The sequence below is a fragment of the Arthrobacter sp. BE255 genome (genome assembly GCF_031457335.1).
Classification (GTDB): Bacteria; Actinomycetota; Actinomycetes; order Actinomycetales; family Micrococcaceae; genus Arthrobacter.
On the sequence record NZ_JAVDWK010000004.1, the window covers coordinates 325,792 to 338,762 of the forward strand.

The window sequence follows — 12,971 nt, forward strand, 5'->3', positions numbered from 1 at the left end:
GCAGGGGCGTGTCGAAACTTTCAGCCTCAACTTTAACCTTAACGTGATCTCAACCGTCGAAGTCTTCCGGCTCCACGTCGTCCAGGAACTCCCGGAACCGCCGCAGTTCACGTTCCTCGTCGACGGTGGGCCCGGGCTCGGTGTCTTCGCCCTCGTCATGTTCCGTGATGCGGACCCCCGCCTCGTCCATGACGGAATCCGCGCACCAGATCCGGCATTTGGCCCGCAGCGCGATGGCCAGCGCATCAGATGCACGTGAGCTGACAGTGGTTCCGTTCTCGAACTGCAGCTGGCCGTAGAAGATGTTGTCCTCCACGGCGACAATGTTCACACTCACCACCGAATGGCCCAGGGATTCCACCACGTCAACCAGGAGGTCGTGGGTCATGGGCCGGGGCGGGACCACTCCCTGCTGGGCCAGGGCAATCGCGCTGGCCTCCGGTGTGCCGATCCAGATGGGCACATGCCGCTCGCCGTGAATCTCGCGTAGCAGCACCAGCGGCTGGTTGGAAGGAAGTTCGATCCGAACCCCTACGATCTCGACTTCGATCATCAGATGTCCATGCGTGAGATGTGGTCCTGCACCAGGGCCCGGTGCAGGGTGAGGCAAAGGTCGCTGATCTCGCGCGCCGCCTCGGCCGCCCGGGCCTGCGACGCCGAATCCTTGCGGGATGCGAGCGGCGCCACTGCACGCTCCACGAGTCCGAACTCACGTTCGGCCGCGGCCTGGAAGGGCCGCAGGTGGCGCGGCTCCAGGCCATGGCTTTCCAGCTGGACGCACGCCCGGGCCACCTGCAGCGCGTGTTCGTCAAACCTGCCGTTGCTGTGGCTGATCAGCCCGAAGCTGAGCAGCGACTGCAGCAGCGGAACGCTGGCACCGGACTCGGTCCGGAGCTGCTCCTCGGTGAGTTTCCGGCCGCGGTTCTGCAGCTCGGCTGCCAGCTCGTCAGAGACGATCCGCGGGGAAACCACGACGCCGGGGGGAAGGTTTTCGGGCCGTTCTCCCCTGTCGATCGCGTCGAGGTAGTCCTTGATGACTTTCAGGGGCAGGTACTGGTCGCGCTGGAGTGCCAGCACAAAACGGAGGCGTTCGACGTCCCCGTCCGAGTACTGCCGGTACCCCGCGGGCGTCCGGCGGGGGTTGATGAGTCCCTTTTCTTCGAGGAACCTGATTTTGGACGCGGTCATTCCGGGGAAATCGCCGCTCAGCTGGGCGAGGACCTCCCCGATGTTCAGGACCTGCGGTCCACGGCGTTCCGGTTGTGCCATTGCCACAGGCAACTGCCCCGGGATCAGGCGCGGCCTGCAGCGCGGGCAGGGCTCAGGTAGAAGGTGAGGCGGAATTTGCCGATCTGGACTTCGCTTCCGGACTTCAGCTCAACACTGTCCACGCGGTCATGGTTGACATAGGTGCCGTTGAGGCTGCCTTTGTCCACCACTTCAAAGCTGCGCGCCGTGCGCTGGAACTCAACATGGCGGCGTGACACGGTCACATCGTCCAGGAAGATGTCGGCGTCCGGGTGGCGCCCGGCGGTAGTGACGTCAGAGTCCAGCAGGAACCGGGCACCGGCGTTGGGGCCGCTGTGGGCGATCAGCAGCGCCGATCCGGCGGGCAGCGCCTCCACGGAGCTGCGCTCGTCCGATGAGAGTTTGGGGGTAATGGTGGGTTCTTCGGTGACGGGCGTGAGATGGATCGAGGTGGTCTCCGAAGCCTTGCCTGTGCCGTAATCCCCGTCGGCAGGGTTCTGCTTGTGGCCAACCATGGCTTCCTCCTCTTCCGCTGCAGCGTCACCTGCAATCAACATGTCCCCCCGGCCTGCCTCGCAAACCCGGCCCCGGACGCCGGATCCGGCCATTGACGTGCGAAGACGCTGCATGGCCGGACCGGATGAACCGGTTAGCTTTAGCCTACCTGTTGTTCGTACTCCGACGCACTGAGCAACGATTCCACGGCGTCGGCTTCGGCCAGTTTGACTTCAATCAGCCAGCCGTCCCCGTACGGATCGGAGTTGATGAGGGCGGAGTCTGTGTCCAGGGAGTCGTTGCGGGCCACCACTTCCCCGCTGACCGGGGCGTAAATGTCGCTGACGCTCTTGGTGGACTCGACTTCGCCCACTACTTCGTTCGCGGTGATTTTTGTACCCACTTCAGGCATCTGTGCATAGACAACGTCTCCGAGTGCGTCCTGGGCGAAGTCTGTGATGCCAACGCGGACCACGCCGTCGGCGTTGGGTGCGGTGACCCATTCGTGCTCTGCGGTGTAGGACAGGTCTTCGGGAATGTTGCTCATCAGGGGCCTTTCATCGGGTCAAACACCAATGTCAACGGGGCCTGCTAAACAAGCCGCCGCTGAAAGTATAGGCACAACTCCCGGAGCGTTCGAGGTGGATTCTGACATGATGGGACCATGCCCGAGCTTCCTGAGGTTGCAGGCCTGGCTGACTATCTGGACGGCCACCTGCGCGGCACGGTCCTGGAACAGGTCCAGATTGTGTCCTTCGCCGTGCTCAAGACGGCGGATCCCGCCTACACCGATCTCTACGGGTGGGCTGTGACGGGCGTCCGGCGCTTCGGCAAGTTCGTGTGTATTGACACCGACGGGCCGTCCCTGGTGTTCCACCTTGCACGGGCAGGCTGGGTCCGGTTCACCGACTCGCCGAGCAGCTCTGAGCTCAGGAAGGGAAAAGGGTACATCGCCGCCAGGCTGTCCTTCTCGGGTAACTCGGGCCGGCACGGGATGGACCTGACCGAAGCCGGCACTAAAAAGAGCCTGGCCGTCTATGTGGTCCGCAAGCCGCAGGATGTTCCGGGGATCGCGGCCCTGGGCCCGGATCCGTTCAGTCCGGAGTTCGACGCCGGCACGCTGGCGAAGATCCTCGGCGCCAGCTCCCAGCAAATTAAGGGGCTCCTCCGAAGCCAGAGCGTCATCGCAGGGATCGGGAACGCCTACAGCGACGAGATCCTGCACGCCGCGAAAATATCGCCGTTTGCGATCGCCAAGTCCCTTGACCCTGGGGACGTCCAGGTTTTGTACGACGCAATCCACAGCGTCCTGGGCACGGCGCTTGCCGAAGCCCGCGGCAAACCGCCGAGTGAACTGAAGGACGTCAAGCGGAGCCACATGCGGGTGCATGCCCGGACCGGCGACGCCTGCCCGGTATGCGGCGACACGGTCCGGGAGGTGTCATTCGCGGACACGTCGCTGCAGTACTGTCCCACCTGCCAGACCAAGGGAAAGATCCTGGCGGACCGGCGGACGTCCAAGTTCCTGAAATAACGCCAAAAGCAGAAGCGCCCCGGAGAAATTCTCCGGGGCGCTTCTGCTTTTTGGTCGGGCTGACAGGATTTGAACCTGCGACCCCTTGACCCCCAGTCAAGTGCGCTACCAAGCTGCGCTACAGCCCGTCAGTTCCGCCGTTCTCCGCTGCGTTTACTCCTGATGTTAGCCAGGATTTCAACTCAGCAGTCCGGCCGAACCACCTTGAAAAGCTTACACGATGTGAGAGGGTGCCTGTGACACTTTCGGGCATCCGGTCAGCAGGTGTGTCGGAATTAACGCTTCTTGCCGCGCTTTTCGCGGACGCGCATGTTGACCTCGATGGGCGTGCCCTCGAAGCCGAACGTCTCACGGAGGCGGCGGGTGATGAAGCGGCGGTAGCCGGGATCAAGGAATCCTGTGGTGAACAGCACGAACTTCGGCGGGCGGCTGGACGCCTGGGTGCCGAACAGGATGCGGGGCTGCTTGCCGCCACGGACCGGGTGCGGGTGCGCAGCCACGAGTTCGCCGAGGAAGGCGTTCAGGCGTCCGGTGGCGATGCGCTTGTCCCAGCTCTCCAGGGCAAGGTCCAGGGCAGGGACCAGCCGGTCCTTGTGCCAGCCGGTCAGCGCCGAAATGTTAACCCGCGGGGCCCAGGCAACGTGGGCAAGGTCCTGCTCGATTTCCCGCTCCAGGTAGGTGCGGCGTTCGTCGTCGAGCAGGTCCCACTTGTTGTAGGCGAGAACCAGCGCGCGGCCGGATTCGATGGCCAGCTGCAGGATCCTGACGTCCTGTTCGCTGAGGACTTCGTCCACGGCCAGGAGGACGACGGCGACCTCCGCCTTCTCGAGGGCGGCCTGGGTCCGGAGCGAGGCGTAGTAGTCGGCGCCCTGTGCCATGTGCTGGCGGCGGCGGATGCCGGCCGTATCAACGAACCGCCAGGTCCGGCCGCCGAGTTCAATGAACTCATCCACCGGGTCACGGGTTGTGCCTGCGGTGTTATCCACCACCACACGCTCCGAGCCGGCGAGCTTGTTCAGCAGCGAGGACTTGCCCACGTTGGGGCGCCCGATCAGCGCGATGCGGCGCGGGCCGCCCGAGCGCTCCAGTCCTTCAATCGTGGAGAACTCCGGCAGGGTGTCCATGACGTGGTCCAGGAGGTCGGCGACGCCCCGTCCATGCAGTGCCGAGACGGGATAGGGCTCACCGAAGCCGAGGCCCCACAGGGTGGCCGAATCCGCCTCCTGTGCGAAGTCGTCCACCTTGTTCGCCACCATGATGACCGGCTTCTTGCTGCGGCGGAGCATCTTCATGACGCCTTCATCCGTGGCGGTTGCGCCCACGGCGGAGTCAACCACGAACAGCACGGCGTCGGCCAGTTCCACGGCCATTTCGGCCTGCTCGGCTACGCGGGCGTGGATGCCGCGGGCATCGTGCTCCCAGCCGCCGGTGTCCACGAGGGTGAAGTTGCGGCCGTTCCAGTGGGCCGAGTACATCACGCGGTCCCTGGTGACGCCCGGGGTGTCTTCCACCACGGCTTCGCGCCGGCCCAGGATGCGGTTGACCAGGGTGGACTTGCCCACGTTGGGGCGCCCGATGATGGCCAGGACGGGGTCCAGTTTGACCGGTCCGTCGAAGTCCTCGTCGTCGTACCGGCCGCTGAGCAGGGCGGCGTCGTCCTCGTCGAGATCGTAGTCTTCCAGGCCCGCACGGAGGGACGCTGCGCGCAGCTCCGCTTCGTCGTCGTCCAGGGCTGCCAGCCGCTCGGCCACCTGGTCGGTGCCGGTGGGCGTGTATTCGTCTTCGCCGGCGCCGGAGTGGCCGGATGTTTGAGTCGTATCGCTCATTGCACTTTCCTTAGTGGTCATCTGCCGGCGTCCCGGCTACTGCTGGTTCGAGCGGTGAGCCCGCGTGGGGCAAAGGCTGCCCACTGTGTTTGATTGCATCCTGGACGTGCCCTGCCAGCGCAGCGCGGATTTCCATTCCCGCCCTGTCCATTGAAGCACGGCCGGTTTCGCCGGGATTGCGGCTTATTGTCAGGGCGTTGCCGAAGCTGACATGGAACCGCCGCCCCGGCCTGGGGACGGTGTCGAGGTGTTCATCGCCGGTCCGCGTACCCAGGATGGCGACCGGCACCACCGGAGCCCCCGAGTTCAGTGCCAGCCATGCCACGCCGTTGTTGATGTCGGTTGCCTGGCCGCTCCCCCGGGTGCCTTCCGGCAGAATCCCGACGCAACGGCCGGCGTCGAGCACGTCCTTGCTGAGCAGCAGCGCCGCACGGTCGCCGGAGCGGTCCACGGGCAGCTGGCCGGAGGCCCGGAGGACCCGGCCAAGGAAACCCTTGAACATCTCCTTCTTGACGAGGATGTGCATGGGACGCGGTGAGGCACCGAACATCACCGGCCCGTCCAGGAAGCTGATGTGGTTGCCGGCAAAAATCACCGGTCCCCCGGTGGGGACGTTGGAACGGCCGGTCACCGAGGTACGGTACACCAGGTGGTCCAGGATCCAGCCGACGGGCCGGCTCCACGCCATGGTCCAGGCGGCGGGAAGCCTGGTGCCGCGCTCAGTCACGGTTGAGGACCTTGGTGACGATCACGAGGGCGGCGTCCACGGTTTCCTCGAAGTCAAGGTCCGAGGAATCCAGGGTCACCACGCCATCGGCTGCCTGGGTGAAATTCACGACCGTGGAATCCTTGGCATCGCGGTGGATGACCTGGGCGGCGAGCTGCTCGGCGTTCTGCGTGCCACCCAGCTGGATCCCGCGGCGGCGGAGCCTGGCTTCCTCGCTGGCGGTCAGCAGCATCCGGACTTCCGCGCCGGGTGCGACGACGGTGGTGATGTCCCTGCCTTCCACCACCATCCGGCGGTGGTGCTTTTCAATGAGCTCACGCTGGCGGCGGATCAGTTCGGTCCGTGCGCCCAGCGTGGTGGCCACGGCGCTGACGGCCGACGAAATGGCCGGTTCGCGGATGGCCTCGGAAACGTCAACACCGTCCACCCGCACGTAGTCCTGGTGCGGGGTGGTGCTCAGTTCCAGCACAAGGTCCCTGGCTGCCTGCTCCACGGACGCGGCGTCATCAAGGCTGATTCCGGTGTTGACGCAGAACCACGTCAGGGCCCGGTACATGGCACCGGTATCCAGGTAGGCAAGCCGCAGCCTGCGGGCAACTTCCTTGCTCACGCTGGACTTGCCGGAACCGGACGGGCCATCGATGGCCACCACGAGCGGCCGGCCCACCCGCAGGGCGGGCAGGGTTTCAATGAGTTCCTGTGTCATTACTGCAGTACCCGCCATCCGCGGTCGTTGAGTGCTTCGATCAGGTGGTCATGTTTGTTGGGCAGCACTGAGAGCTCCACCATGCCGACGTTCTGGCCCGACGAATGGTCCAGCCGGAGGTCCTCGACATTGACGCCGATCTCCCCGATCTCGGTCAGGAGCAGGGCGATCTGGCCCGGCTTGTCGTCCACCAGGACGGTGAGCCAGGAGTACGCCTGCGGCGGGCCGCCATGCTTGCCGGGAATGCGTGCCTGGCCGGCGTTGCCTTCGCTGATCAGCTGGGCAAGGTCCAACCGTGCGCCGGGTGCGGCGGGCGCCTCCAGCGTGCCGATGAGGCGGTTCAGGTCCTCACGCACGCCGTAGAGGATGTCCACCACTTTCCGGGCGTTGCCGCCCAGGATCTGCACCCAGAGGGTGGGATCGCTCGCGGCGATCCGGGTGACGTCCCGCAGGCCGTTGCCGGCCAGGGAAAGCGCATGGAGCGGCGTGCCCTGCAGCCTGCTGGCCAGCAGTGACGACATCACCTGGGGCAGGTGGGATACCAGTGCCACGGCTTCGTCGTGTTCGTCTGCGGTGAACTGGGAGACGATTGCGCCCAGATCCGAGGCGAGGGCGCGCGCCACCCGGGTGGCTTCGGCCGAGGACTCCTCCGACGGGCAAACCACCCACGGCATGGACGTAAAAAGCTCGCCGCGGGCCGCAACGGGCCCGGATTTCTCCCGTCCGGCCATCGGGTGGCTGCCGACGTAGCGGGAGAGATCCGCGCCGCGGGCACGAAGGTCGGCCAGGATGTCCGCCTTGACGCTGGCAATGTCCACCACCACGGATTCCGGGTAGTCCGCCAGCGCGCCAGCCACAACCGAGGCTGTGACATCCGGCGGTGCCGCCACGACCACGAGTTCCGGCGCCTCGCCTGACAGCTCGGCCAGGGGCAGACCGGCGCCGATGTCGACGGCGACCGCCTGGTTGGTGGGCGACGGGTCCGACAGGTACACGGGGACGGCGCGGCCACGCAGGCCGAGCCCGATGCTGGCGCCCAGCAGGCCGGTGCCGATCACAACGACCGGGCCGTTAAGGTGTCCGCGGCCGTGCGTACGAAATGCGGACATGCCTCAGAGCCCTACGGATGCCAGCAGGTGGCCGACTTCCTGCTTGCCCAGGTTGCGGATGCTGCCCTGTCGCTGGTCGCCCAGGCCGATGGGTCCGACCTTGACGCGCACCAGGCGCAGGACGGGGAAGCCCACGGCATCGAACAGGCGCCGAACAATCCGGTTCTTGCCCGAGTGCAGGACTACCTCGATCAGCACGTGGCCCGGTGTGGAGTCCACCAGCTTGAAGGAGTCCACGGAGGCGAAGCCGTCCTCGAGTTCCACGCCTTCCCGGAGCTGGGCGCCGATTCCCTGCGGGAACGGGCCGCGCACCTGCACGAGGTACGTCTTGGGCACTTCGTAGGAGGGGTGCGTCAGGCGGTTGGCCAGTTCGCCGTCGTTCGTGAGGAGCAGCAGCCCTTCGGTGGCGACGTCGAGCCGGCCCACGTGGAACAGGCGTTCGCCCTGGTGGGTCTTCCGGACAAAGTCGCTGATGCAGGGGCGGCCGTCGGGGTCCTCCATGGTGGACACGACACCCTTGGGCTTGTTGAACACCATGTAGACGAGGTTCTCGTCCAGTTGGATGCGCAGGCCGTCAACGTGGATGACAGCGTTTTTGGGGTCCACCCGGACACCCAGTTCGGTGACAACCTGGCCGTCGACCTCGACGCGTCCCTCAGCGATCATCTCTTCGCAGACGCGGCGCGAAGCCACACCGGCCTGCGCCATGACCTTCTGCAGGCGGGTGCCGTCGGCGTCGTGCATTTCAGACTGCGGCACGGGCCCGCGGGGACCGCGCTTGCGCGACGGCTTGCGGACCGGGCCAAGGTTCTGGCCAAAGCGTTCGCTGCCGAAGGCGCGGGATGCCGCTGCCCCCGGTTTGCCGGTACGTGCCTTGGGCTTGAGCGCGCCCGGAGTGCCGGGAGCCTTCTTGGCGCCGGGCTTGCGGGCAGCTGGCTTCCGGGCCGAGGGGGCGGCCGGCTTCCAGTCGGACGCGCCGCCTTGCTGGCCTGCGGGTGCTTCGTCGGGATCGACAAAGCGCTCCTCGCGGGGCTTGGGTGCCTTGTGGGGGCGGTCGCCGCCGCCGAAGCCGGCGTTGCGCTTGCCTGCAGCGCCGCGGAATCCACCGCCCTGCGCCCCGCCGCGGCTGGCGCCGCCTTGTGATGAATTGCGTTCCGGACCTTTACGTCCTGAACTGTTACGTGGTGAACCCTGGCGTCCCGCCTGTGTCATGACCCGTCCTTCGATATGTTGACCGGCAAGTTGTCCAAGGACAACCCTAGCCAGCCGTGCAGAATAATTCTGCCCTGATGAATACTCTTGTGCGCAGGCAGGATGCCCCGCCTACATTCTTCCGGCGTCGTAGAACTCCTCGATGCCTTCCAGTCCCGGAAGATGGGGTGAAAGCTGAGGCAACTCAGCCACGGAGCTGATCCCCATCCGCTCCAGGAAGTACGATGTTGTCCGGTACAGGACGGCGCCCGACTCCGGATCGTTCCCGGCGTCTTCGACCAGACCCCGCTGCGTCAGTGTCCGCACGACCGAATCAACATTTACTCCCCGAATTGCGGACACCCTGGCCCGGGAGACAGGCTGCCGGTACGCGATGACGGCCAGGGTTTCCAGGGCCGCCTGCGTGAGCCTGGCCGTTTGGCCCTCCAGCACAAACCGGCCGACGATGTCGGCGAAGTCAGCGCGTGAATAGATCCGCCAGCCACCGGCGATGTTCCGCAATTCAAAACCCCGGGGGCTGGCGCTGAAGCCAGCATCGCTGGCAACGTCCATGTCCGGGGCTTTAACAGTATAGCCGTTATACTCCCGCTGCAGTTCCGCCAGCAGCTGCCCCACAACCTCGACGGTCAGGTTCAGGCCCGCTGCGAGCTCAGTGGCGGTGGCCGGCTGGTCCAGCACCATCAGCACGGCCTCGACGGCGGCTTTGGCCCCGCCCGGCAGGTTACCGACGTCCGGTCCCTCGTCGCCAACGGCCCCGGGATGCTCTTCGGTCACGGCTGTTCCTCGTATTCTTCACTCAGGTTCACGGTGGACCATTCCTGGCCTTCGGCTGTCCAGTGCACCGTCAGGTCACCCAGGGGACTGAGCTGGTCGAAGGCCACCACCTTGTCGCGGAACATTTCCAGCAGCGCCAGGAACCGCGCCACCACCACCAGGGTGGAGTCCGCGTCGGCGATCAGCGCCCGGAAGGACAACGGGTTCCCCAGCTGGAGGCGGAGGCCCATGATTTCCGCCTGTTCCTTCACGCTGACGGCGCTGCCGTGCAGGTGGCCCAGGCCGACTTCGGTGGGCCTGGGCACCTTGGGTTCCAGCGCGGTTTCGGCCAGCTTGGCGAACTGTTCCGGGGTATGTTTCCAGACCAGCTCAGGCAGCATGGCGGCGAAGTGTTCTTCGAGGGCAACCTGTCGCGGGAAGCGCCGGGATTCCTGGTCCAGGGTTACGGCCATCAGGCCTGCGACCTGCTTGAAGGCCTTGTACTGCAGGAGGCGGGCAAAGAGGAGGTCGCGGGCTTCGAGCAGGGCGATGTCCTCATCGTCCTCGACTTCGCCCGCGGGCAGGAGCCGGGCGGCCTTGAGGTCCAGCAGGGTGGCGGCAATGACCAGGAATTCACTGGCCTCATCCAGGGCCCAGTCCTCCCCCAGTTTCTGCAGCTTCCTGATGTATTTGATGAACTCATCGGTGACGGTGGCGATGGCCACCTCGGTGATGTCCAGCTGGTGCTTGGCGATGAGGCCCAGCAGGAGGTCGAACGGTCCGGTGAAGTTGGCCAGCCGGACCTCAAAGCCGGGCTTGGACTCAGCCACAGCCTGTCTAGGGTGCGCCGCCGCGCGAAATCAGCTCTTTGGCCAGGCGGCGGTAGGCATCTGCACCAATGTGGTTGCCGGCGTAGCTGGTGATCGGTTCCGCCGCCACCGTGGCGTCGGCGAACTTGATGGAGCGCTTGATGACGGTTTCGAACACCTTGTCGCCGAAGGCTTCCACCAGCCGTGTGATGACTTCGCGGCTGTGGAGCGTGCGGGCGTCGTACATCGTGGCCAGGACGCCGTCCACCTGCAGGCGGGGGTTCAGCCTGTCCTGGACTTTGTCGATGGTCTCCACCAGGAGGGCAACGGCCCGGAGGGCAAAAAACTCGCAGATCAGCGGAATGATCACGCCGTGGGCGGCAGTCAGGGCATTTACTGTCAACAGTCCAAGGGATGGCTGGCAGTCGATCAGGACGACGTCGTACTCGTCCTCGACCTTCTTGAGGGCCCGGTCCAGGACCTGCTCGCGGGCGACCTCGTTGACCAGCTGTACTTCGGCGGCGGAGAGGTCGATGTTGGCGGGCAGGAGGTCCACGTTTTCAACACCGGTCTGGTGGATGGCGTCGCGGATATCAACCTTGCGGTCCATCAGGACGTTGTAGACGGTCAGGTCCAGTTCGTGCGGGTTGATGCCCAGGCCCGCCGACAGCGCACCCTGCGGGTCAAAGTCGACCAGCAGTACCCGGCGGCCATATTCGGCAAGGGCCGCTGCAAGGTTGATGGTGGACGTGGTCTTGCCGACGCCGCCTTTTTGGTTGACCATGGCGATGACGCGCGCCGGACCGTGGGAGGACAGCGGAGCGGGTTCAGGAAATTCGCGGTGCGGGCGCCCGGTGGGACCCATCACGGCGTCTTCCAGATCAAGTTCCGTGCCTTCCAGAGTTGCCGAACCCTGTTCGCTGCTCACGTATCTATCCACACTTTCGATGACGGTGATTTACCTGCCGCTGGATTCCAGCGCCGTTCCTGCTTTTCACCAAGGCTACAGCCCCCGACACGGTAATCGAGGGAACTTGACTTTGCGCCCATTCTGAGCCTTTACCTTCTGGTAGAGGTCGAAGGTTAGGCTTCCGCACGCGCAAACCGCCCGCACAGCCGGGGGCTGTGCGGGCGGTTTGAGGGTATTGTTTCCTGCCTGCCGGCCGGGCTTTCGCCTGGCCCGCCGCCTAGACGGTGGCCGGGAGCGGCTTAGCCTCTGCAGAGTGGCCGGCCGGATCGCCGTGACCGGCGATCATGGTCTGTTCGTCGAAGGGGATCTCGCCGGACAGGACACGGTCCACCTGCTCGCCGTCGATTTCCTTGACCCAGGTGCCGATCAGCACGGTGGCAACCGCGTTGCCCGTGAAGTTGGTCAGGGCCCGGGCTTCGGACATAAAGCGGTCGATGCCAACGATCATGCCCACGCCGCCCAGCAGTTCCGGCTTGTGGGCCTGGAGCCCGGCAGCCAGCGTTGCCAGGCCTGCACCGGTCACGCCGGCTGCGCCCTTGGAGGCAATGATCATGAAGATGAGCAGGGAGACCTGGGCGCCCAGGTCCAGCGGGGTGCCCATGGCGTTGGCCACGAACAGGGACGCCATGGTCAGGTAGATCGCGGTGCCGTCCAGGTTGAAGGAGTAGCCCGTCGGAACGGTGACGCCAACAACCGGCTTGGAAACACCCAGGTGTTCCATCTTCGCAATGAGGCGGGGCAGTGCCGCTTCGGAAGAGGAGGTGGAAAAGATCAGGAGGTATTCACGGGCCAGGTACTTCATGAGCTTGAAGATGTTGACGCCGGCAACCAGCTGGAGGAGTCCGCCCAGGATGATCACGATGAAGAGGGCGCAGGTGATGTAGAAGGCCAGCATGAGGGTGAACATGCTCACGATTGCCTGGAAGCCCGTGGCTCCGACGACGGCGGCAATGGCACCGAAAGCGCCCACCGGGGCAAGCCACATGATCATGATGAGGATACGGAACACAACCGCCTGGCCATGGCCGATTGCCTTGAGCACGGGCGCACCCTGCGGGCCCATCTTCTGGAGGGCGAAGCCGACCAGGATGGCTGCGAGGAGCGTGGGCAGGACGGGGATGTCTCCGGGGATGATGCCCAGCAGGAAGTCCACGGTGCTGTCCGTGGCGGCCTTCTTGGTGGGATCGTAGGGGGTCAGCTTCAGGCCTTCACCCGGGTGGATCAGGTTGCCGACCACCAGGCCGATGGCCAGGGCGAAGGTGGACATCACCACGAAGTAGCCCAGTGCCAGGCCGCCGACCTTGCCGACCGTTGCAGCCTTGGCGATGGAGCCGATGCCCAGGACGATGGTGCAGAAGATGATCGGTGCGATCATCATCTTGATCAGCTTGATAAAGCCGTCGCCGAGCGGCTTCAGCGATTTGCCGACCTCGGGGAACAGCAGACCGACGACAGCGCCCAGGATCACGGCGGCAATGACGGCAATGTAGAGGTAGTGGGATTTGTCCAGGCCCTTGCGGGCGGCCTTTGCAGGCGCTGCTGACTCTCCTCGTTGAGAAGCCATGATGTGTCTCCTTATGGA

At 65.3% G+C, this 12,971-nt stretch carries 14 protein-coding genes and 1 tRNA gene; 1 reads left to right on the forward strand and 14 read right to left on the reverse strand.

What is annotated here, in order from left to right; translation table 11 throughout:
- Nucleotides 1-49: 49 nt before the first annotated feature.
- From J2X42_RS10210 to gcvH, 4 genes are all read right to left on the reverse strand, one after another.
- Complete coding sequence (locus J2X42_RS10210; protein ID WP_066285823.1) at nt 50-553, reverse strand: bifunctional nuclease family protein; 504 nt, start codon at nt 551-553, stop codon at nt 50-52.
- Complete coding sequence (locus J2X42_RS10215) at nt 553-1,269, reverse strand: MerR family transcriptional regulator (RefSeq protein ID WP_310164749.1); 717 nt, start codon at nt 1,267-1,269, stop codon at nt 553-555. Before J2X42_RS10215 ends, J2X42_RS10210 begins: the two co-directional genes overlap by 1 nt.
- A 23-nt stretch (nt 1,270-1,292) precedes the next feature.
- Nucleotides 1,293-1,763, reverse strand: coding sequence for an FHA domain-containing protein (locus tag J2X42_RS10220; RefSeq protein WP_131135038.1), 471 nt, complete (start codon nt 1,761-1,763; stop codon nt 1,293-1,295).
- Nucleotides 1,764-1,903: 140 nt separating this feature from the next.
- Entirely contained in the window at nt 1,904-2,290 is a 387-nt protein-coding gene (gcvH, locus tag J2X42_RS10225; RefSeq protein WP_131135001.1) for a glycine cleavage system protein GcvH, read from the reverse strand.
- A 117-nt stretch (nt 2,291-2,407) separates the two neighbouring features.
- On the opposite strand from gcvH, the gene J2X42_RS10230 reads away from it, so the two are divergent.
- Nucleotides 2,408-3,277, forward strand: a complete 870-nt coding sequence (locus J2X42_RS10230) for a DNA-formamidopyrimidine glycosylase family protein (RefSeq protein ID WP_310164752.1) — start codon at nt 2,408-2,410, stop codon at nt 3,275-3,277.
- A 51-nt stretch (nt 3,278-3,328) separates the two neighbouring features.
- On the opposite strand, the gene J2X42_RS10235 is transcribed toward J2X42_RS10230, so the two are convergent.
- From J2X42_RS10235 to J2X42_RS10280, 10 genes are all read right to left on the reverse strand, one after another.
- Nucleotides 3,329-3,405: transfer RNA gene (locus J2X42_RS10235), tRNA-Pro, on the reverse strand.
- A 147-nt stretch (nt 3,406-3,552) separates the two neighbouring features.
- The gene (der, locus tag J2X42_RS10240; RefSeq protein WP_310164754.1) at nt 3,553-5,103 is read right to left on the reverse strand and encodes a ribosome biogenesis GTPase Der; all 1,551 of its coding nucleotides are present in this window, start codon (nt 5,101-5,103) and stop codon (nt 3,553-3,555) included.
- Nucleotides 5,104-5,113: 10 nt separating this feature from the next.
- Complete coding sequence (locus J2X42_RS10245; protein ID WP_310164815.1) at nt 5,114-5,791, reverse strand: lysophospholipid acyltransferase family protein; 678 nt, start codon at nt 5,789-5,791, stop codon at nt 5,114-5,116.
- Between the two features lie 31 nt (nt 5,792-5,822).
- Nucleotides 5,823-6,536 carry a (d)CMP kinase gene (gene cmk / locus J2X42_RS10250; RefSeq protein WP_310164756.1) on the reverse strand — a complete coding sequence of 238 codons (714 nt, stop codon included), beginning with the start codon at nt 6,534-6,536 and terminating at the stop codon, nt 5,823-5,825.
- A complete protein-coding gene (locus J2X42_RS10255) occupies nt 6,536-7,645 on the reverse strand; it encodes a prephenate dehydrogenase (protein ID WP_310164758.1) in 1,110 nt (369 codons plus the stop codon). Before J2X42_RS10255 ends, cmk begins: the two co-directional genes overlap by 1 nt.
- Before the next feature lie 3 nt (nt 7,646-7,648).
- On the reverse strand, nt 7,649-8,857 hold the full coding sequence (locus J2X42_RS10260) for a pseudouridine synthase (RefSeq protein WP_310164759.1): 1,209 nt from the start codon (nt 8,855-8,857) through the stop codon (nt 7,649-7,651).
- Nucleotides 8,858-8,968: 111 nt separating this feature from the next.
- Nucleotides 8,969-9,631 (reverse strand): SMC-Scp complex subunit ScpB, encoded by a 663-nt coding sequence (locus J2X42_RS10265; RefSeq protein WP_310164760.1) that lies wholly within the window; start codon nt 9,629-9,631, stop codon nt 8,969-8,971.
- Nucleotides 9,628-10,440 (reverse strand): ScpA family protein, encoded by an 813-nt coding sequence (locus J2X42_RS10270; protein WP_310164762.1) that lies wholly within the window; start codon nt 10,438-10,440, stop codon nt 9,628-9,630. The genes J2X42_RS10265 and J2X42_RS10270 overlap by 4 nt, the downstream gene beginning before the upstream one ends.
- 7 nt (nt 10,441-10,447) lie before the next feature.
- Nucleotides 10,448-11,347: an AAA family ATPase gene (locus tag J2X42_RS10275; protein WP_310164766.1), complete on the reverse strand. Its 900-nt coding sequence runs from the start codon at nt 11,345-11,347 to the stop codon at nt 10,448-10,450.
- Nucleotides 11,348-11,606: 259 nt separating this feature from the next.
- The gene (locus tag J2X42_RS10280) at nt 11,607-12,953 is read right to left on the reverse strand and encodes a cation:dicarboxylate symporter family transporter (RefSeq protein ID WP_310164768.1); all 1,347 of its coding nucleotides are present in this window, start codon (nt 12,951-12,953) and stop codon (nt 11,607-11,609) included.
- Nucleotides 12,954-12,971: the final 18 nt, after the last annotated feature.

Excerpts from the sequence above, each read along its gene's own strand:
- J2X42_RS10220 (WP_131135038.1), bottom strand. The coding sequence starts at position 1,763 with ATGGTTGGCCACAAGCAGAACCCTGCCGACGGGGATTACGGCACAGGC.
- J2X42_RS10260 (WP_310164759.1), bottom strand. The coding sequence starts at position 8,857 with ATGACACAGGCGGGACGCCAGGGTTCACCACGTAACAGTTCAGGACGT.
- J2X42_RS10230 (WP_310164752.1), top strand. The coding sequence starts at position 2,408 with ATGCCCGAGCTTCCTGAGGTTGCAGGCCTGGCTGACTATCTGGACGGC.
- gcvH (WP_131135001.1), bottom strand. The coding sequence starts at position 2,290 with ATGAGCAACATTCCCGAAGACCTGTCCTACACCGCAGAGCACGAATGG.
- J2X42_RS10280 (WP_310164768.1), bottom strand. The coding sequence starts at position 12,953 with ATGGCTTCTCAACGAGGAGAGTCAGCAGCGCCTGCAAAGGCCGCCCGC.
- J2X42_RS10210 (WP_066285823.1), bottom strand. The coding sequence starts at position 553 with ATGATCGAAGTCGAGATCGTAGGGGTTCGGATCGAACTTCCTTCCAAC.
- cmk (WP_310164756.1), bottom strand. The coding sequence starts at position 6,536 with ATGACACAGGAACTCATTGAAACCCTGCCCGCCCTGCGGGTGGGCCGG.
- J2X42_RS10255 (WP_310164758.1), bottom strand. The coding sequence starts at position 7,645 with ATGTCCGCATTTCGTACGCACGGCCGCGGACACCTTAACGGCCCGGTC.
- J2X42_RS10215 (WP_310164749.1), bottom strand. The coding sequence starts at position 1,269 with ATGGCACAACCGGAACGCCGTGGACCGCAGGTCCTGAACATCGGGGAG.
- der (WP_310164754.1), bottom strand. The coding sequence starts at position 5,103 with ATGAGCGATACGACTCAAACATCCGGCCACTCCGGCGCCGGCGAAGAC.
- J2X42_RS10245 (WP_310164815.1), bottom strand. The coding sequence starts at position 5,791 with ATGGCGTGGAGCCGGCCCGTCGGCTGGATCCTGGACCACCTGGTGTAC.